This window comes from Acinetobacter sp. (assembly GCF_045628685.1).
Lineage (GTDB): Bacteria > Pseudomonadota > Gammaproteobacteria > Pseudomonadales > Moraxellaceae > Acinetobacter.
Map to the genome: position 1 here is coordinate 1 of NZ_JAZQPV010000064.1, position 19,557 is coordinate 19,557.

General features: G+C 43.7%; 14 protein-coding genes and 1 pseudogene. 9 read left to right on the top strand and 6 right to left on the bottom strand.

The window, feature by feature from the left end; all coding sequences use genetic code 11:
* The 4 genes from ACKI4H_RS09060 to zupT all read left to right on the top strand — a co-directional run.
* Positions 1-1,191, top strand: a 1,191-nt coding sequence (locus tag ACKI4H_RS09060; protein ID WP_407305216.1) for an aldehyde dehydrogenase family protein, incomplete at its 5' end; no start/stop codon positions are given.
* A gap of 391 nt (positions 1,192-1,582) precedes the next feature.
* Complete coding sequence (locus ACKI4H_RS09065) at positions 1,583-3,061, top strand: sodium-dependent transporter (RefSeq protein ID WP_407305217.1); 1,479 nt, start codon at positions 1,583-1,585, stop codon at positions 3,059-3,061.
* A gap of 10 nt (positions 3,062-3,071) precedes the next feature.
* On the top strand, positions 3,072-3,215 hold the full coding sequence (locus ACKI4H_RS09070; protein ID WP_407305218.1) for a methionine/alanine import family NSS transporter small subunit: 144 nt from the start codon (positions 3,072-3,074) through the stop codon (positions 3,213-3,215).
* Positions 3,216-3,310: 95 nt separating this feature from the next.
* Entirely contained in the window at positions 3,311-4,120 is an 810-nt protein-coding gene (gene zupT, locus ACKI4H_RS09075) for a zinc transporter ZupT (RefSeq protein WP_407305219.1), read from the top strand.
* An 82-nt stretch (positions 4,121-4,202) separates the two neighbouring features.
* On the opposite strand, the gene rsmB is transcribed toward zupT, so the two are convergent.
* Both rsmB and fmt read right to left on the bottom strand, forming a co-directional pair.
* A complete protein-coding gene (gene rsmB / locus ACKI4H_RS09080) occupies positions 4,203-5,510 on the bottom strand; it encodes a 16S rRNA (cytosine(967)-C(5))-methyltransferase RsmB (RefSeq protein WP_407305220.1) in 1,308 nt (435 codons plus the stop codon).
* A complete protein-coding gene (fmt, locus tag ACKI4H_RS09085; RefSeq protein ID WP_171536868.1) occupies positions 5,510-6,469 on the bottom strand; it encodes a methionyl-tRNA formyltransferase in 960 nt (319 codons plus the stop codon). The genes rsmB and fmt overlap by 1 nt, the downstream gene beginning before the upstream one ends.
* Before the next feature lie 429 nt (positions 6,470-6,898).
* Between fmt and ilvD (ACKI4H_RS09090) the strand changes: the two genes are divergently transcribed.
* From ilvD (ACKI4H_RS09090) to ACKI4H_RS09105, 4 genes are all read left to right on the top strand, one after another.
* Entirely contained in the window at positions 6,899-8,728 is a 1,830-nt protein-coding gene (ilvD, locus tag ACKI4H_RS09090; RefSeq protein WP_407305221.1) for a dihydroxy-acid dehydratase, read from the top strand.
* A 307-nt stretch (positions 8,729-9,035) separates the two neighbouring features.
* On the top strand, positions 9,036-10,721 hold the full coding sequence (gene ilvD, locus ACKI4H_RS09095; RefSeq protein ID WP_407305222.1) for a dihydroxy-acid dehydratase: 1,686 nt from the start codon (positions 9,036-9,038) through the stop codon (positions 10,719-10,721).
* Positions 10,722-10,789: 68 nt separating this feature from the next.
* Positions 10,790-12,100 (top strand): hypothetical protein, encoded by a 1,311-nt coding sequence (locus ACKI4H_RS09100; protein WP_407305223.1) that lies wholly within the window; start codon positions 10,790-10,792, stop codon positions 12,098-12,100.
* Positions 12,081-12,368 (top strand): chorismate mutase, encoded by a 288-nt coding sequence (locus ACKI4H_RS09105; RefSeq protein ID WP_407305224.1) that lies wholly within the window; start codon positions 12,081-12,083, stop codon positions 12,366-12,368. Before ACKI4H_RS09100 ends, ACKI4H_RS09105 begins: the two co-directional genes overlap by 20 nt.
* Before the next feature lie 78 nt (positions 12,369-12,446).
* Here the strand turns inward: ACKI4H_RS09105 and ACKI4H_RS09110 are convergent, their stop codons facing one another.
* On the bottom strand, positions 12,447-12,938 hold the full coding sequence (locus tag ACKI4H_RS09110) for a hypothetical protein (RefSeq protein WP_407305225.1): 492 nt from the start codon (positions 12,936-12,938) through the stop codon (positions 12,447-12,449).
* 488 nt (positions 12,939-13,426) lie between these two features.
* Between ACKI4H_RS09110 and ACKI4H_RS09115 the strand changes: the two genes are divergently transcribed.
* The gene (locus tag ACKI4H_RS09115; RefSeq protein ID WP_407305226.1) at positions 13,427-14,164 is read left to right on the top strand and encodes a sulfite exporter TauE/SafE family protein; all 738 of its coding nucleotides are present in this window, start codon (positions 13,427-13,429) and stop codon (positions 14,162-14,164) included.
* Positions 14,165-14,198: 34 nt separating this feature from the next.
* Here ACKI4H_RS09115 and ACKI4H_RS09120 read toward each other — a convergent pair.
* The 3 genes and pseudogenes from ACKI4H_RS09120 to ppc all read right to left on the bottom strand — a co-directional run bounded on the left by ACKI4H_RS09120 (position 14,199) and on the right by ppc (position 19,492).
* A pseudogene (locus tag ACKI4H_RS09120) lies at positions 14,199-15,100 on the bottom strand (LysR family transcriptional regulator).
* A gap of 104 nt (positions 15,101-15,204) precedes the next feature.
* Complete coding sequence (locus ACKI4H_RS09125; protein ID WP_407305227.1) at positions 15,205-16,506, bottom strand: solute carrier family 23 protein; 1,302 nt, start codon at positions 16,504-16,506, stop codon at positions 15,205-15,207.
* A 301-nt stretch (positions 16,507-16,807) separates the two neighbouring features.
* A complete protein-coding gene (gene ppc, locus ACKI4H_RS09130; RefSeq protein WP_407305228.1) occupies positions 16,808-19,492 on the bottom strand; it encodes a phosphoenolpyruvate carboxylase in 2,685 nt (894 codons plus the stop codon).
* Positions 19,493-19,557 lie beyond the last annotated feature (65 nt).

A 19,557-nucleotide genomic window follows, 5' to 3' on the forward strand; every position in this document is an offset into this window, starting at 1 on the left:
GCAGAGTTGACCGAAATTCTGATTGCAGAAGGTGGAAAGCCGAGCAAGGCAGCTGCGGCTGAAGTAGAACGTTTAATCAATACCTTTCAGATTGCAGCCGATGCGGTAACCCAACTGGATGATGGGCGCATGATTCCTCTGGCGGTAACAGCCGCGGCATCGGGTTATCAAGGCATGATGAAATATGCACCGGTTGGCGCAGTCTCATTAATCAGTCCGTTTAATTTTCCACTGAATCTAACTGCGCATAAAATTGCTCCTGCAATTGCAGCCGGTTGCCCATTTGTGCTTAAACCGGCCAGCTTAACTCCTATTTCTGCCTTGAAAATTGCCGAAGTTCTGGCAGAGACCGATTTACCCAAAGGTGCATTTTCAATTTTACCCTGTCCGCGTGGACTTGCCGATGTGCTAGTCACCGATGACCGTTTCAAGCTGCTCAGTTTTACCGGTTCAGATGTGGTCGGCTGGGACATGAAGGCCCGTGCCGGGCGTAAGAAAGTGATCCTGGAGCTGGGCGGTAATGCAGCAGTGATGATTGATGCGGACACTGAAATTAGTGATGCTTTGGTGAATCGTCTGATTGGCGGGGCTTATAACCACGCCGGGCAGGTGTGCATTAGTGTGCAGCGTATTTTGGTGCATGCAGATGTTTATGCCGAACTGAAGACAAAACTGGTGACTCAGCTGAAAAAAATTAAAGCTGCTGATCCTAGGCTAGACAGTACGTTGGTTGGCCCGATGATTAAAGAATCAGAAGCCTTGCGTCTGAAAAAATGGGTCGATAAGGCAGTAAAAAAAGGTGCTAACCTGCTGGTCGGTGGTGAGCTGAATGGAGTGATGTTTGAACCGACTTTGCTTGAAAATGTCGACGATTCTTTAGAAGTATATAAAGATGAAGTGTTCGGACCTGTGGCAATTATTGAGAAGTATGAAAGCTTTGAACAAGGTATAGAGCAAATCAATAGCAGCCGTTTTGGCTTGCAGGCTGGGGTATATACCCAGAACCTGAATAAAATGCTGTATGCCTGGGATCATTTGCATGTGGGTGGGGTGATTATTAATGATATTCCCTCTTTCCGGGTCGACAACATGCCCTATGGTGGTGTAAAAGACTCTGGTCTGGGACGTGAAGGCGTGCAATATGCGATTCGTGATATGCAGGAAGAGCGTATTTTAGCCATTAAAAAATAACAAAAATTTTAGGCAATCAGTGTGTTGAAAATATGCTGATTGCCATTCCTCTAAATAAATAAGAAAGCATACTGACTCCAACCGACGTTAAAATAAGCCACCTTTCAACCAATTCATAATTTATAGATTATAAAATTAAATAATTACCGCAAAAACTACAGAAAAAGGTCTGGAAAATGGGTATTGTTCAAACATTGAAAGGCAAAAAGAAGCAAAATACTTTAAGCAAGATTTTGTGATAACGGCCTGTTTGCAATTTAGACCAGAATGCTCAAAAGGCGTAAAACTAACTTCAGACATAAAAAATTAATTTTTGAATGGTACTTTTCTTGCTCGCCAGATAACTCAACAACAAGCAGCATTTAAAGATATCTAAAGGTTTAGGTGTTTTATGACAGATACTCGTGAAAACTGGACATCACGATCGGGCTTTATTATTGCAGCGGTTGGATCGGCTGTCGGTTTAGGTAATATTTGGCGCTTTCCCTACATCGCTTATGAAAATGGCGGTGGTGCGTTCTTAATTCCTTATTTAATTGCTTTAATCACTGCAGGTTTACCACTTTTATTTTTAGATTATGCGGTAGGGCATAAAAGTCATAACTCCCCTCCCAAAGCTTACCGGAAACTATTCCGGGGGGGCGAAAACCTCGGCTGGTGGCAAGTATGCGTCTGTATCATCATTGGTTTGTACTATGCCAGTGTTTTGACCTGGGCAGGCAGTTATGTCTACTTCTCGATTGGTCAAATGTGGGGCAGCGACCCGGAAGGTTTCTTCTTTAAAACCTATTTGCAGACTTCCGATGCCACAGGTTTTGACCCGCATTTTGTCAGCCACATTTTCTGGCCATTGGCCGGGATTTGGGTACTGACCTTAATCATTTTATATGGTGGCGTGAAAAAAGGCGTGGAGCTTTCCAACAAGATTTTCATGCCCTTGTTGTTTGTCTTATTTACTCTTTTGGTGATTCAAGCGCTTCGTTTACCCGGTGCGGTGGATGGTTTAAATGCCTTCTTCACCCCGAACTGGGCTGCGATGATGGACTATAAAGTGTGGTTGGCGGCGTATGGCCATACCTTCTTCTCGCTTTCAGTCGGTTTCGGGATCATGGTAACTTATGCTTCTTATTTAAAGCCAAAAACCAATTTGACCGGTTCTGGTTTAATCGTGGGCTTTGCCAATGCTTCAACTGAAATCTTAGCTGGTATTGGTATTTTCTCAGCGCTTGGCTTTATGGCCTATACCGCAAATAGCAATGTACAGGATGTGGTGAGCGGCGGTATCGGGCTGGCCTTTATTGCCTTCCCTAAAATTATTTCGAGTTTGGGTGCAGGGGCGGATTTATTCGGGATCTTGTTCTTTACCTCATTGTTTGTCGCAGGTATTTCATCGATGGTGAGTATTTTGGAAGTTCCAATTTCAGCCATGATGGACAAGCTGAAATGGAGCCGTAAAAAAGCAGTCAGTATTGTCGGTGGTGGCAGTGCACTGGTTTCTATCGTTTTATTCTCAAGCGTGAATTCGATTAAACTGGTCGATATCATTGACCATTTCATCAATAACATCGGCATTATTGGCGGTGCGTTGATATCAATTATCAGTATCGCCTGGTTCAAGCGTTCAGCCTTGGTGGAAATCCGCAATCACGTCAATGCCATTTCAACAGTGCAATTGGGCAAAGGCTGGGATTTTACCTTAACTGTCATTACCTCATTGATTTTGCTCGTGACTTTAGGAATGACCATCTTTAACTTGTTATTAAAAGGTTATGGTGACTATAGTGTAAGTCTGCAGTGGTTGTTTGGCTGGGGCTGCATCATTTTCTGTGCTGTGGTGGCGTTTGTGTTAGCCAAAATGAAAGATCGCTAGGAGAGAAAAGATGAATACTTCAGCAATTGTAATGATGATTATCTCGATAGTGTTCTTGTGGGGCGGATTGGCCTTATCGATTCTTCACTTAATGAAAAACCCTGAAGAGCTGGATGAGGTTCTTGAAGAAGTGAAAGATCAACATACGCTGTAATTTAAGATTATTCAGTCAAGACTGATAATACACGCAAATGAAAGTCATTATCATTTATGATGGTGGCTTTCTTGTTTCTGAAAGGGAGCAGATTGATGCAAACCATTTTGCAGCACCATGTGTGGATCGCATTTGCAGTGACCTTCCTTGCCGGATTGGCCACCGTGATTGGTGGAGTATTGGCTTTATTTTTTAGGCAGCCGAGTTATCGCCTGTTATCATTCGGTTTGGCTTTTGCAGCAGGGGCGATGATCTATGTTTCACTGACTGAAATTTTAAATAAATCGATTGCCTCTTTTAGTCAGGCTTTTGACCCTAAATTTGGTTTTGCCTTGGGTACTTTTGCCTTTTTATTTGGAGTGATCCTAGTCCTGCTTCTGGATCATTTCATTCCCAATCCGCATGAAACCATTGAACCCAACAATGCCACCGAGATTGAACAACGACAATTAAGGCGTACCGGTTTACTGACCTTGTTCGCCATTACGGCACACAACTTCCCTGAAGGTTTGGCGACATTTTTTGCGACATTAGAAAGTCCGACCTTAGGTGCACCCTTAGCGGTGGCCATTGCCATTCATAATATTCCTGAAGGTATTGCGATTGCATTGCCGGTATATATGGCGACCGGACGCAAAGATTGGGCTTTAGGCGCCTGCTTTATTTCTGCTTTAGCGGAGCCATTAGGCGCAGCACTTGGTTACTTTATTTTGGCACCGTTTATGAGTTTTAGTATTTATGGTGCGGTCTTTGGTGTGATTGGCGGCGTGATGGTGTTTTTGGCACTGGATGAGTTATTACCCACAGCAAAACGATACGCCCAAGGTCATGAAACAGTATATGGGCTGGTTATTGGCATGGCATGCTTAGCGCTCAGTTTAGTGCTTTTTAAATTTGTCAGTTAAAAAAGATATAGTCAAAAAGCATAGACAAAAAAGGTGGCTCAAAAGCCACCTTTTTGATTTAAATCGTCTTTATGTCGTGTCGTTATGCAATTTTCTGGATACGGCAATAGAAGAAACCATCACCATGACCCACTTTTGGCAGTAACTGGCGACCGTGAATTTGTTCAATTCCCCAGTCCGCATCAATTTTTTGTTCTTGCGCATCGGCATGATTGGCAAAGAAATCGACCATTTGCTGTTCATTTTCAGCTTTCAAAATTGAGCAAGTAATGTAAAGCAGGGTGCCACCGACTTTCAGCTGTTGCCACATATTTTCAAGAATCTGTTTTTGTAGCTCAACAGTTTTGGCAATATCACCCGACTGACGCAATAAACGAATGTCCGGATGGCGACGAATCACTCCAATCGCTGAACATGGCGCATCCAAGACGATGCAATCCGCAAGTTCAGGCGCAGTCCATGTTGCTGCATCTGCGGTGATAATTTCCACGTGTTTGCCATCAAGAATCAGACGCTCCAAGTTTTCGGATACACGTTTCAAGCGTTTTTCATCTTGGTCGAGTGCAATCAGTTTTTTTGGCTGATATTTCTCTAAAAGATGCGCGGTTTTACCACCGGGTGCTGCACAGGCATCGATCACGAATTTGCCGTCCAGATTAGGTACTAAAGTTGCGCAAAGCTGGGCGTGTTCATCCTGTACCGAAAAGCCGCCAGCTTCAAAGCCAGGCAGACTCGGCACATGAATACTTTCATCCAGCACAATACCGACATCGGAGAGTTCACAACGATGGGCATCGATGCCTTCATCTTCCAGAATGTCGAGATATTCTTCACGGCTGACCTGGCGGGTATTAACACGTAAAGTCAGTGGTGCAACCTGTTTAAGCTCGTAGCTGAGTTCTGCAAATTGATCGCCCCAATCTTTCTTTAAACGCTTAGCCAACCAGCTTGGTAAATTTGATGCATTTTCCAATACATCATAGAACTGCTCAGTTTCACGTGTTGCACGGCGTAAAATGGCATTCACCACGCCACTTAAACTTTCCATGCCCAGTTGTTTGCTGGCTTCTACTGTTTCAGAAATCGCAGCATGGGCAGCTACCCTAGTACACAGCAACTGGTATAAACCAACATATAAACAGGTTTCAACCACTGGATTTTCAAGTGGTACAGTAAGCAGCGGTAAAGTCACCTGTTTCAGTGCGTGCCACTGGCGTAGACAACCAAGTACCAGTTCGTGATATAACGCGCGGTCTTTGTCTGACACGATATTCATGTGCTGATTTAACACAGATGCCAGTGATTGACCATTTTGGACAGCCAATAACGTTTTAACAACCTGAGCACGTAAGTTTAAAGTCTTACCAGAGGCGTGGGGAGATTGTCTCATTATAAAATTTGTCCGATATTCAGTTTTTGAGTTTGTAAAATTTGTACGGCATTCAGCGGTTTGCCACCCGGCCATTGTAAAGCAGTTAGCGTGATTACAGTGTTATTTGCACAAGCAACATGGACGCCGTGTTTATCAATTGCAATGATTTCGCCCAGTTGAGCATTTTCTGCAGTGGCATTGGATAACTGGGAGTTCCAGACACGCAGGTTGTTTTTCTCATCCAGTACGATAAATGCCACAGGCCATGGATTAAAGGCGCGAATATTACGGTCGATTTGTACTGCATCGATAGACCAGTCAATCTGAGCTTCCGCTTTTGACAGTTTATGTGCATAGACAGTCAAGGCTTCATCCTGAACTTCACGTGTTTCTAAATAGTGTTGCAGTTTTTCTTCTGACTCTAAAACAACGGTAATTGCAGTTGCTCCTTGTACCGCTAATTTGTCATGCAAAGTTGCCGAGGTATCTGTGGCTTCAATCGGGCAGATGGTTTTATACATCATGTCACCGGTATCCAGGCCCGCAGCCATTTTCATAATGGTCACGCCTGTTTCGCTATCGCCGGTTGCAATGGCGCGTTGAATCGGTGCAGCACCACGCCAGCGTGGCAATAAAGAGCCATGAATATTGAGGCAGCCATATTTAGGCATGTCTAAAACCACTTGCGGCAAGATCAGGCCATAGGCTGCAACCACCATTACATCCGCATTTAAAGCTTTCAGTTCAGCCTGTGCTGCCAGACCTTCTTCAGTCGATGATTTAAAATGGAGAGGTTGATAAACCGGAAGGTTGTGTTCTAAAGCCAGCTGCTTGACTGCAGATGCACTCAGTTTTTGCCCACGACCTGCTTTGCGGTCAGGTTGGGTATATACCGCAACAATTTCATGTTCTGTTTTTAATAACGCGTCTAAGGCGACTGCTGCAAATTCTGGTGTACCCGCAAAGATGATTTTCACACATGAAATTCCAAATAAACTTAGCTTATTATAGGGCAAAAGCACAGTGAGACCTAAGATCGTGTGCAGGAAGTCACAATCCACTGAAACTCAGATCTTTATCACAGGTTTTTGAAAATAGATCTTGATGAAAGCGTGATTAGTAATAAAATAAAGTAATGCAAAATTAAAAAATTATTCATGAAAGTTTTGTATTTAATTCAGGGTTATGGCGTTATATTAGCTTTCAGTATCAATTTATTTTATATCAATCGTCGAAACATCCATAGATTTCTCTCATAAAAGATTATGCTGATGGGACTTTGCCTTACCGCAACCTGTAGTAAGATATGTCTATATTTCGACTGATTTAGCGTTATATATCAGTATCATTCAGCCAGATTGAATTCTAGAATTCATTTCGAGCACACACTTTGTTGGAAATACACAATGCCTGACTATCGTTCAAAAACATCGACACACGGAAGAAATATGGCTGGCGCACGTGGCTTATGGCGTGCAACCGGCATGAAAGATGAGGATTTTGGTAAACCGATTATTGCGGTGGTCAACTCTTTCACTCAGTTTGTACCGGGTCACGTCCATTTGAAAGACTTAGGCCAGCTTGTGGCACGTCAAATTGAAGCATCAGGCGGTGTAGCCAAAGAATTCAATACCATTGCCGTAGATGACGGGATTGCGATGGGTCATGATGGCATGCTGTATTCACTGCCTTCACGTGATCTGATTGCTGACTCGGTTGAGTATATGGTTAATGCACATTGTGCTGATGCCATGGTTTGTATTTCCAACTGTGACAAAATCACCCCGGGGATGTTGATGGCAGCGATGCGCCTGAACATTCCTGTGGTGTTTGTGTCTGGCGGTCCAATGGAAGCGGGTAAAGTCAAAATCCGTGGTAACGAAAAAGCCATCGATTTGATCGACGCGATGATTGTTGCCGCAGATGACAACTATACCGATGAAGAAGTGGCTGAATACGAACGTTCGGCATGTCCAACCTGTGGTTCATGTTCCGGCATGTTCACCGCCAACTCCATGAACTGTTTGACTGAAGCTTTAGGTCTGTCTTTACCGGGGAATGGTTCTACACTTGCAACCCATGCCAACCGTCAAAAATTATTTGAGCGTGCTGGTCAACTGATTGTTGAGCTTGCTAAACGTCATTATGAACAAGATGATTACAGCGTTCTGCCACGCTCAATTGCCACCAAAGCATCGTATGAAAATGCCATGACTTTGGATATCGCGATGGGTGGTTCAACCAATACGGTTCTACATTTGTTAGCCGCTGCAAACGAAGCAGGCGTTGACTTTACGATGGATGACATTGACCGTTTATCGCGTAAAGTGCCTGTACTGTGTAAAGTTGCGCCTGCAAAACAAGACGTGCATATGGAAGATGTGCATCGTGCCGGCGGTATTATGTCAATCCTCGGTGAGCTGGACCGCGCAGGTCTGTTAATCACCGATGTTCCGACGGTTCATGAAAAAACGCTTAAAGATGCTTTGGATAAATGGGACATCATCCGTACTGAAGATCCGGAAGTGTATCAATTCTTCCGTTCAGCACCGGGCGGTGTACCGACTCAAACTGCCTTCTCGCAAGATCGCTACTATCAAACTTTAGATGGCAACCGTGAAACGGGTGTGATTCGTAATGCAGAACATGCCTTCTCGAAAGACGGTGGTTTGGCAGTCCTTTACGGCAACATTGCTCTGGATGGCTGTATCGTAAAAACTGCCGGTGTAGATGAATCTATTTTGAAATTCAACGGTACAGCACGTGTCTTTGAAAGTCAGGATGCAGCCGTGGATGCAGTACTCGGTGGTGTAGTGAAAGCAGGCGATGTAGTGGTTATTCGCTACGAAGGTCCACGCGGTGGTCCGGGTATGCAGGAAATGCTGTACCCAACCAGTTACCTCAAATCGAAAGGTTTGGGTAAGGAATGTGCCTTATTGACCGATGGTCGTTTCTCTGGTGGTTCATCAGGTCTATCGATTGGTCATGTGTCACCTGAAGCGGCTGAAGGCGGTGCCATTGGTCTGGTTGAAGATGGCGACCGTATCGAAATTGATATTCCCAACCGTACCATTCACTTAGCAGTGGATGAAGCAACCATGGCTGCGCGCCGTGAAGTGCAAGAGCAAAAAGGCTGGCATCCAGTAGAAGAACGTCCACGTAAAATTTCGAAAGCACTCAAAGCTTATGCGATGCATACTACAAGTGCAGCAAAAGGCGCGGTACGTGAAATCTAATTTGTAGTTTTTACAGATTAAAAAAGCACTCCAGATGGGGTGCTTTTTTTATGCAATCTCATTTGAATATTTACTGTTATTCGTTTCCTGGAATATGACAGGAGGTCGCATGTTCCCAGTATGACAGGGATGTCATATCGGGAAACAACCTATCGCCCTAGATCTAAAGTGTGACTGTATGGAAAAATCACGGAGCTTGGATCTACAATCATATACTTTTACATATCATAGGCATTCTATACAATGATTTTAGAATAAATTGCTCTAGACTGAAGCTTAAAATCGGTCATCGTCAAGGAATAAAATAATGAGTAAAGAGAATATCCGCGAGCATTCCGCACCGGTGTATGAAGGAATTGAAAATGCCCCTGCACGTTCCATGATGCGTGCCACAGGTTTTCAGGATGAAGATTTTACCCGTCCATTTATTGGGATCGCTTCCACTTGGGCCAATGTCACGCCATGTAATATGCATATTGATGGGCTGGCACGTGAAGTGGAAAAAGGCGTCAATGCCGCAAATGGTAAAGGGATTATCTTCAATACCATTACTATTTCTGACGGCATCTCGAACGGTACCGAAGGCATGAAATACTCACTGGTTTCGCGTGAAATTATTGCAGATTCGATTGAAGCCGTTGTCGGTTGTCAGGCTTATGATGGCGTGATTGCGATTGGTGGTTGTGACAAAAACATGCCGGGTTGCATCATGGGTCTGGCACGTTTAAACCGTCCGGGTTTGTTTATTTATGGCGGAACCATTAAACCGGGTGTGGATCATACCGATATGATTTCCGTATTTGAAGCAGTCGGTCAGTATGCCAAAGGTGAGATCAACGAAATTCAGGTTAAGCAAATTGAGGAAGTGGCATTGCCAGGACCGGGTTCATGTGGCGGCATGTACACCGCAAACTCCATGGCCTCTGCCATTGAAGCACTTGGCATGAGCTTGCCGGGCTCATCTGCACAGGAAGCGGTTTCCGAAGAGAAGAAAACTGACTGTTTGCGTGCCGGTGAAGCGGTGATGAACTTGCTGCGCTTGGACATTAAACCGCGCGACATCATGACCAAAGCAGCATTTGAAAATTCCATTAAAGTGTTAATCACACTGGGTGGCTCGACCAATGGTGTGCTGCATTTATTGGCCATGGCACATACTGCAGGTGTTGAACTGTCACTAGATGATTTTGTGCGTATTGGAAAGGACATTCCTGTGGTGGCAGATGTGCGTCCATCTGGTAAATACTTGATGTCTGAACTGATTGCAATAGGTGGTATTCAGCCATTGATGAAACGTATGCTGGATGCCGGCATGCTGGATGGTTCTTGCTTAACCGTGACAGGTAAAACCTTGGCTGAAAATCTGGCCAATGTTGAAGATTATCCTGAAGATCAGCAAATCATTCTGCCATTTGATGCACCAATCAAAAAAGACTCTCATCTGGTGGTTTTAAAAGGTAACTTGTCACCAACGGGTGCAGTGGCAAAAATTACCGGTAAAGAAGGTCTGTATTTCGAAGGTCCGGCACGCGTGTTCGAAGGTGAAATCGGTGCTATGCGCGGAATCCTGGATGGCGAAGTGCAAGAAGGCGAAGTCGTGGTCATTCGTGGTGAAGGACCAAAGGGTGGTCCAGGAATGCCAGAAATGCTCAAACCGACATCGGCGATTATTGGTAAGGGACTAGGTAAATCTGTTGCCCTCCTTACCGATGGTCGTTTTTCTGGAGGGAGCCATGGTTTTGTCATTGGTCATGTGACCCCGGAAGCCTATGAAGGTGGTCCGATCGGTTTGGTTAAAAATGGCGATAAAATTTCCATTAATGCTGAAACCCGAGAAATGACTTTGCATATTTCCGATGAAGAAATGGCAGCACGTCATGCCGCTTGGGTGAAACCAAAGCCGAATTATACCTACGGTGCTTTGGCGAAGTTTGCCAAATTGACCACCGGAGCTGAAAAAGGGGCAGTTACGGATCTAAATTTAGATGTATAATTGATCATTCCCTAACAAATTGTTATAAACCCTTGCAGCACTACAAGGGTTTTTTCGAGGCTTATCTCATGTCACTGTTGCGCCGTTGGTTTGATCCACTTCGATCGCGTTGGTTTTACCAAAAGCCGACTCGTAAAGTGGTGTTATCTACGGAACAGGGTTTAAGTATCCATTTACGTTTGGATGATGTGTATAGCTATTTGGCTGTACAGCAGTTGCCTGAACTTGAGGAAATTTTGAGTGATAAACTCAAACCTCTAAAAGTGATTATTTCCAGCCGAACGGCAGAACCGCCCAATCATATGTCCGCAAGTGAGTGGCAAAATTACTGCTTAAACGATGCCAAAATTCTCTCTAAACAGCATCGCTTTAGTTTCCATGAAACCCCAGAACAACCCCCGCTTGATGCTATAAGACAGGCGGAAACCATCCTTCGCAACACTCCATTACGTGGTCAAGATTTTCTCTATTTACTTGAAGATGTATTTCACATGCTGTGGCAAAAACAGTATGGGAAATTACGTACTTTGTATGCCATGGCCAGTCGTCATCACACGGCTCAAGACTTTCCAGAACGTATTTTTAACGATGACGAAGTTTTGGCCAGCTATTTCGAATTTGGTCAGCGCAAATACTATGCGGTCGATGATCTACTTCGACTGGTGCGCCGTTTAAAACAACAAAAACTGCTGACCGGAAATCCCATCTTTCTGATTAATCATATTGATTGGCGTGAACATTTGATTAGTGATGCAGAAGAACTGAATGAAATTCAGGCGCTAGACCCAGAACTGGATTTGTATATTGCGCTTGAAGATCCTATCTCCTGGTTACTGTTGGCTTATATTAAAGAAGAACTGGCAAATTATTATAATATTCAGCTGAATGTTTATCCTATTTCTTATCATGGGCGTGATCTGTTTGACTGGAGTCTGGCGACTCGTCTTTCAAAACGCACCCAAGTGAAATTTACTCCATTTTGTCGTCCTACCCAGTCCGCCACTTTTGAGATGGCGCAACTGTTTTATAGTGTGCCCGAAGATCAGCGTGTTGAAGCGATGTATCGCATTTTGCAAGCGGTATGGACCCAGGGCAAGGATATGTCGTTTAAGTCACATTTTGATCAGATGCAGCGTGATTTAGAGATCAATGAATTAATCCATGAAGATATCACTGCCAAACTCAAAGAAAATGACATACTCTGTGAAATGAAATCACAGCCTGATTTTCCTGTGCTTGAACTTCGCATTGACGGCCAAAGTTATGTGTTTAACAGCTTATACCGTGTCTGGATGATTGAAAGCATTTTTAGCAATGTTTTAGAAGACCAATATAAAAGTGAAAATGATGATAGAAAAGATGAAAAAAGAAAAATGTGAGTCTTTAGAACAAGCGCGTGAAAAAATTGATGCCATTGATACTGCACTAATTGACATGATTGCAACCCGTCAATTTTATGTGGAACAGGCGGTACGCTTTAAACGCACTGTGCAGGATGTGCAGTCGCCGGAACGGGTTGAGCAAGTGATTAACAAAGTGCGCGCACAAGCGATTGAGCTGGGCACCGATCCGGATCTGGTCGAACATTTATATAGAGAAATGATTCAACGTTTTATTCAACGCGAGTTGAAAGAGATTAGACCCTAATTTGATTGAGGCGAATGCCCAATATGCGATAAAAAAGACACCTTAAAAGGTGTCTATTCGAAGTGTGCGATTCAGCTATTACGCCAGTCGGTAATAGGTATAGCTCACCTGATCATTCCTATACACCGCATGGCTGTTTTGGCGAAAATCAGAAACCCATTGGCGACCGGTATAGGCAGCAATATGGCCATATACATGTTTTTGGGTTCTGTTAATAATATAAATGTCGCCTTCCTGCGGTTGATCAAATGACTGTTTGATCTTCTTGTAGCCAATGCTCTGGAGTGTATGACCCCAATCTGCAGCTGCCACAGGGTGGTTTAAAATTCTGGCGCCTGCTGACTGTAATGCAATACGAATGCTTCGTGCACATTTTTTGGTACTGGTGGCTGACGACATGCTATGTAACTTCTGGGTAAATTTACGCACATCAAGATAAGGGATACCTTTATTCTTCGGTGGATTCTTGGCTGTTAAACCAGCTTGATTATCTTGATATTTCTGGGAGATCACTGCAATATTCTGGTTTGCAGCATTAATCGTATTGCTATGATGTACATCATAAATCATTCTTAAATTTCTACCTTATCTTCAATTGCTTTTAGAAAAAATAGACAGCATTTTTCAGAACTGAAATACCAATATTTTTTCCTTAAATCTATATAAATGATATGTTATTACATATCGCCTGATCATCAGGAATTGGTACTTTAAAAGCTTTTTGATCAAATATCCACCTGCTTTGTCACTTAAAAAAGCAAATATGGGGGTGTGAACCCCCAAAAATTGGCACTAGAAAAGTGTGAAAAGCAGAAGGGATAATTTAGAAATCAGGGAGTTAAGAAGAACTTATAAATATGTTATTAATTGAGTGAATTTTTATGTAATTATACAACTAATTGACCAATTTTTAATCAAAAATTAACATTTTGTCATATTTCTAACATGTGAGGGTTAAATTGGCCTCAATTTTTCCTTGAGGCTGAGTCCAAAAAACAATGATGTTTCAATTTTCCCGATTCATCTAGCATAATGCTACGATTTGAAGAGTGTTGAGCATGGTTGGATTTATCATTGCGGTATTTGCCATTGCCGGCATGATTAAAGGTACGATTGGCTTGGGTTTACCTGCTGTTTCCATGGGCTTGCTGACGATTTTTATTAGCCCTTTCCAAGCTGCGACTTTGCTTATTGTGCCCTCAATGGTCACCAATTTTTGGCAACTGTTTGCAGAAGGTCAGGTGCTGAAACTGGTTCGCCGTTTTTGGCCCTTGTTGCTCGGTATTATTATCGGTTCGATCTGGAGTATCTTCCCCACACTTGGACATGGCGAATTTCAAAGTGAGGCTTTACTCGGTGGAATGCTGGGATTGTATGGGTTGTACGGGTTATTTTCTAAAAATATGCCGAACCTTGCACCCTATGAAAAATGGCTATCTCCAATAATCGGCTATCTAGGTGGCGCGCTGACGGTGGCAACCGGCGTGGTGGTGATTCCGGTGGTTCCTTATTTGCAATCGCTGCATTTAAAACGTGATGAGCTGGTGCAATCCTTAGGTTTGGCTTTTACCATCTCAACCATTTGCCTCGCGGTTTTTCTACAGCAAAATCCAGTCGAAGGTATTCCGATTGACTATAAAATGTCAGTGATTGCGCTCTTGCCTGCTTTGCTGGGAATGTGGCTGGGCACAAAAATTCGTTATCGCATTCCTGAGCAGAAATTCCGTAAAGTGTTTTTTTGTGGCCTGGTAATTTTTGGTGGCTATATGGTGTTGCACCAGTTTGGAATGATCTAAAACCAGGTTTTAATTACAATAATTATTAATTAAATCAGATCAGTAGCTTGGACTTTTTCAAAAGTAAAAACTGATTGAAATGTTGATAGGATATGGGCAATTAGCCAAAATTTCTGGCGGCCAATAACAGCTTTCAGTTTGCCCAGTCTCCAGTCAGCTCAACCTGATGAAATGCATAAACCTTCTTTAAACGATTGGCAGCGCGTTTCGGCATGATCGCAATACCGACCTCATTGGCAACTACTTGGGCAATCGCGGCAAAATTGGGTAAACGTAAACAGTACTGAATTGTGTAGCCTAATAATTTTGCCTGCGTTTCAATGGATTGTTGCAGGGAATGATATTGCATTAAATCGACAAAGGGGTAATGCAGCACATCGACTAATTGCAGTGCCGATTGATCTTTTAGTTCATGATTCAGGGGGCAAATCAGGACTAAAGGATCATCGATAAATTCCAGCGTTTGTAAATGACCAGAATTAAAAAAACTCGAAATTAAGCCCAATTGTGCCGTGTCTTTTTCCAGTGCCTGAATAATATCATTGGTTTCTGCTTCTTTTAAATCGATGTGTATAGTGGGGTTTTCGACCCGATATTGCGGAAGAAGCAGGGGAAGATATTCACTTTGTGCCGACGAGTTACACCATAAGATCATTTGCGAATTTAGGCCTTCGGCAAAAGGTGCCATGACCTGTTGCAGGTGTTTGCCTTGTTTGATCAGTAATTGTACTTGCTCTGCAAAAGTTTGCCCCGCGATGGTCAATTTGACCACCGATGCATGACGGGTAAATAACCGCACAGCAAACTGTTGTTCAAGTTTTTAATCCGTTCACTGGTAGCTTGCAGGGAAATAGAAGAACGCTCTGCACCTTTGGTTAGACTGCCTGTGTCCATAATATTTAAAAACAGCTGTAGATCAAAAAAGTCCAGTCGCATGTAGGGTGTCATCTAAGTGTAATTCACCTCATTATACTGAAATTTTCTTGCGATCAGCGATAAAAAAAGCAGCCTTGCGGCCGCCTGAAAATGTATATTTATCGTTATAATTTATCGCCCAAGCTAAAGAACCAGTTAAGTATTAATGCCGCAAATGTAGCCGTACCAATACCACCTAAGTTAAAGCTACCGAATTGCAGTGCAAAATCACCTGTCCCTAAAATAATGGTCACCGCAGCCACCATCAGATTTTTATTTTTAGAGAAATCTACTTTGTTTTCAATCCAGATTTTTGCCCCGGCAATGGTAATTAAACCAAATACTACAATTGAGGCACCGGTTAAAATTGCAGTCGGAATAGTGTGAATAATCGCGCCAAACTTGGGTGATAAACCCAAGAACACTGCAAATACACCGGCAAATACAAAGATGATGGTGGAATAGACACGGGTCACTGCCATCACGCCAATGTTTTCGCCATACGTGGTCATGCCAGGACCGCCAACACCACCAGATAATGTGGTGGCAAGACCATCTGCAATAAAGGCTTTACCAATATGCGGATCAAGGTTTTCACCGGTCATTGCACCCACAGCTTTAATATGCCCTAGGTTTTCTGCCACCAGAATCAAAGCAATCGGGGCGATGATGAGCATGGCATTAATATCAAATACTGGGGAATGGAAAGTTGGGACACCAAACCAGTCTGCCTGTTGAATCGGGGTAAAGTTGATCGGTGTGCCATAACCCATGACATTGGAAACAATGTAATACGTCAGGTAAGCCAATAATAAACCCACCAATAACAAGAGACGTTGCAATAAACCTTTGGTAAATACGGCAATCGAGCCCATGCACAGCACGGTCACCAGTGACATCCACATATTAAAGTTATTGCCAGCTACGCCTTTAACTGTAACTGGTGCAAGGTTTAAACCGATAATCATCACCACAGCGCCAGTCACCACTGGTGGCATCAGTTTTTCGATCCAGTGGGTGCCGGTCGCCATGACAATAAAACCAAAAATGGCATATAGCACACCACAGGCCATGATGCCGCCAGCAGCCACAGCCAAATTGGCATTGATTGCACCTGTACCAGACGCGGCATAACCGGTTGCAGCAATTACCACACCAATAAAGGCAAAACTTGAACCTAAATAACTGGGTACACGACCACCTGTAATCAAGAAAAACAGGATGGTACAAATGCCTGACATTAAAATCGCCAGATTCGGATCAAAACCCATCAAAAAAGGTGCAAGAACCGTTGCCCCAAACATGGCAAAAGCATGTTGTATACCCAGGACCACACTTTGAGCAGGAGGGAGATACTCATTGGTACCGACTGGACGTGCATCGATTTGACCTGAATAAGGACGCCATTTGGGAAACCAGCTGGACATAAAATGAGCGCTCAAAAGATAAATTGTGCACATCATACTCTTGTTTTTTAGAAGATTTAATCTCTTTAACAATATTTTTGTTCAAATTAATGTACTGACTTTTCTTGTTTTTTTACCGGATGGTAAAAGTTTTATTATTGGAAAATTAGCGTTAAATCAGCGCATTAATAGAGTAATTGAGCCAGTCCATTATTCATAACTAATACTTATTTTACTTATAAACAATATGATATTTTCTGCTAGTTGCTGAGCAATAAAAAAGCACATCCTGAAGATGTGCTTTGCGGTGCAGATGAAATACTTAACCGGTATTACGTAAACCTGCGGCAATTCCGGCAATACTGACCATTAGAGCATGATCGACTGGGGTATGTTCGGCCTGACATTCCGCTAAATAGCGGCGACGGCGTTTCATTAGCTCAGCCTGTAATAAATGCAGCGGAAGTAAATAAGGTTTACGCACTTGCATGGACTGATCGAGGACTTCATTGCTGCTCAGCAGTTGCGATTCACCTTTTAAAGCCAATAAGGTTTGTACCGCATCTTTTAAGCGTTGACGCAGTTGCTCACCCAAGATTTTTAAATCTTCATCATCGGTTAAATGCGATTCGTAATATAAGGCCACATGACTGTCGGCTTTAGACAACACCATTTCCAGCATATCAATCAGGGTCTGGAAATACGGCCATTGCTGGAGCATTTCATCCAATAAGTCTTTTTGACCTTGATTGATCACCTGATTAATCGCGGCGCCTGTGCCTAACCATGCAGGCAGCATCAAGCGAATTTGAGTCCAGGCAAATACCCATGGAATGGCACGTAAAGATTCAATCCCGCCGCTGACCTTACGTTTTGCGGGGCGTGAACCGAGCGGCAACATTTGCAGTTCAAGTTCTGGGGTAACGGTACGCAGATATTTCACAAAATGTGGATTTTCGCGCACTGTTTCACGATAGACCTGTACCGATAAATCAGTCATGCTGTGCATCAACTGGCGCCATTCATCTTTAGGTACGGGTGGTGGCAACAAGGTTGCTTCCAAAGTAGCTGCGGTATAAATCTCTAAATTTTGTAGTGCAATGCCTTCCAGACCAAACTTGAAGCGAATCATCTCGCCTTGTTCGGTGACCCGAATTGCACCTGAAATAGAACCCGGTGGCTGTGAAAACAGCGCTTGCTGGGTCGGTGCACCACCCCGGCTGATCGAACCGCCACGGCCATGGAACAGTGTCAACTGCACCGCATGTTTTTGCGCAACCGCAGTCAGCTCTTCCTGCGCCCGATATTGCGCCCAGTTGGCAGACATAAAGCCGGCATCTTTGGCAGAATCCGAATAGCCAATCATCACTTCATGCTTGCCCTGAATATGCTGTTTGTACCAGTGCATATTAAACAATGTGTTCATGGTATCGGCTGCGCCGTCCAGGTCTTTCAGTGTTTCAAATAAAGGAACGACCCGAAGTGCATGCTTAATGCCGGCTTCTTTTTGCAGCAATAACACCGCAAGTACATCACTTGGATATTCAGCCATCGAGATAATATAGGCACCCAAGCTTTCTTCAGGTTGCTGCGCCAAGGTACGCATGGTAGCAAAGACTTCCTGTACATCGGGATGTTCAATCAGGCTTTGCTTCGGTTCATTTAAATATTTTGGCAACAATGGACGTTTGCTTTGTAATTCTTGCAACAGGAAGTTTTGACGTGCCTGTTCGGTCCAAGTTTCAAAATTGCCCAAGCCCAAATATTCGGTAATGGCTGAAATGGCTTGGCGGTGACGACCTGATTCCTGACGGATATCCAGTTTCAACAGTTCAATGCCAAAGCAGTTGACCCGATGGATAAAATCGAGCAGTTTGCCATTGGCAATTTCCGGCAGGTTGCAGGCAATCAGTGAACGGTAACAGAGCAATAATGGCTGTAATAATTCATCTTTACTTTTGATCACCAGACTATCGTCGGCATCTTGACCTTGTAATTTTTCAGCCAGCCAGTGACGCGTAGCTTTTAGGCGTTCTCGGGTGTCGCGCAGATATTCACGGTACGGTTCTGCATGGGTATGACCCAGCGCCTGCATCAGTTCATGGCTTGCGTTTTGAATCGAGAGTTCCCAACGCAGGTCTTCAATATCACGCAGGTATAAGTCTGCCGCTTTCCAGCGTGAGAGCCACAGCACTTCCTGGGTAATGTTATGTGTAACATTCGGGTTGCCGTCACGGTCGCCGCCCATCCATGAAGCAAAACGAACCGGTGCAATGCTTAAAGGCAAACGCTGTCCGCATTGCTCTTCAACCAGTTCATCCAGTTCACGCACGAATTTTGGTACGGCATTCCACAGGGTCTGTTCAAGGGTGGTAAAGCCCCATTTCGCCTCATCAACCGGGGTCGGGCGGTGTTGACGAATTTCATCAGTCTGCCAGGCAGAACAAATCAGCTGTTTGAGTTCTTCGAGTACCGCTTTGCGTTCACGCGGGGTCAGTTTTTGCTGATCTGCCTTAAATAGGCAATCATTAATATCGTCATATTTTTGAATTAAAGTTCGGCGGCTAACTTCAGTCGGGTGCGCAGTAAGTACCAATTCAATGTTCAGTTCACAAATTTGCTTGAATAGTGTGTCTGATGAAATTTCATGGTCTTTAAATTTTTGGAACAGATGATCGAGTGGATTCGGTGAAGGCGCATGTTCATCAAATTCACTCTTACGACGGCTACGAACCACATTGTACTGTTCAGCAATATTGGCAAAATTCAGAAAATGGGTAAATGCACGCGTCAGAGGAAGAATTTCCTCATCTTCCAGACTTAAGAACAGTTGTTCGAGTTGTTTTTCTGCTTCCACCTGACCATCACGTGCGCCTTTAGCGAGCGCACGAATTTGTTCGACCTGATTAAACAAATCTTGTCCCGCATGTTCCTTAAGGGTTTCTCCTAACAAATTCCCAAGTAAGCGTACATCCTCACGCAGTGGAGCATCAATTTGTTGAATCATTTTTTTCATTCTCCTAGGCTTCTGTTTTGAATATACCCCGATTCAATGACATTCCAAGTAGGGTA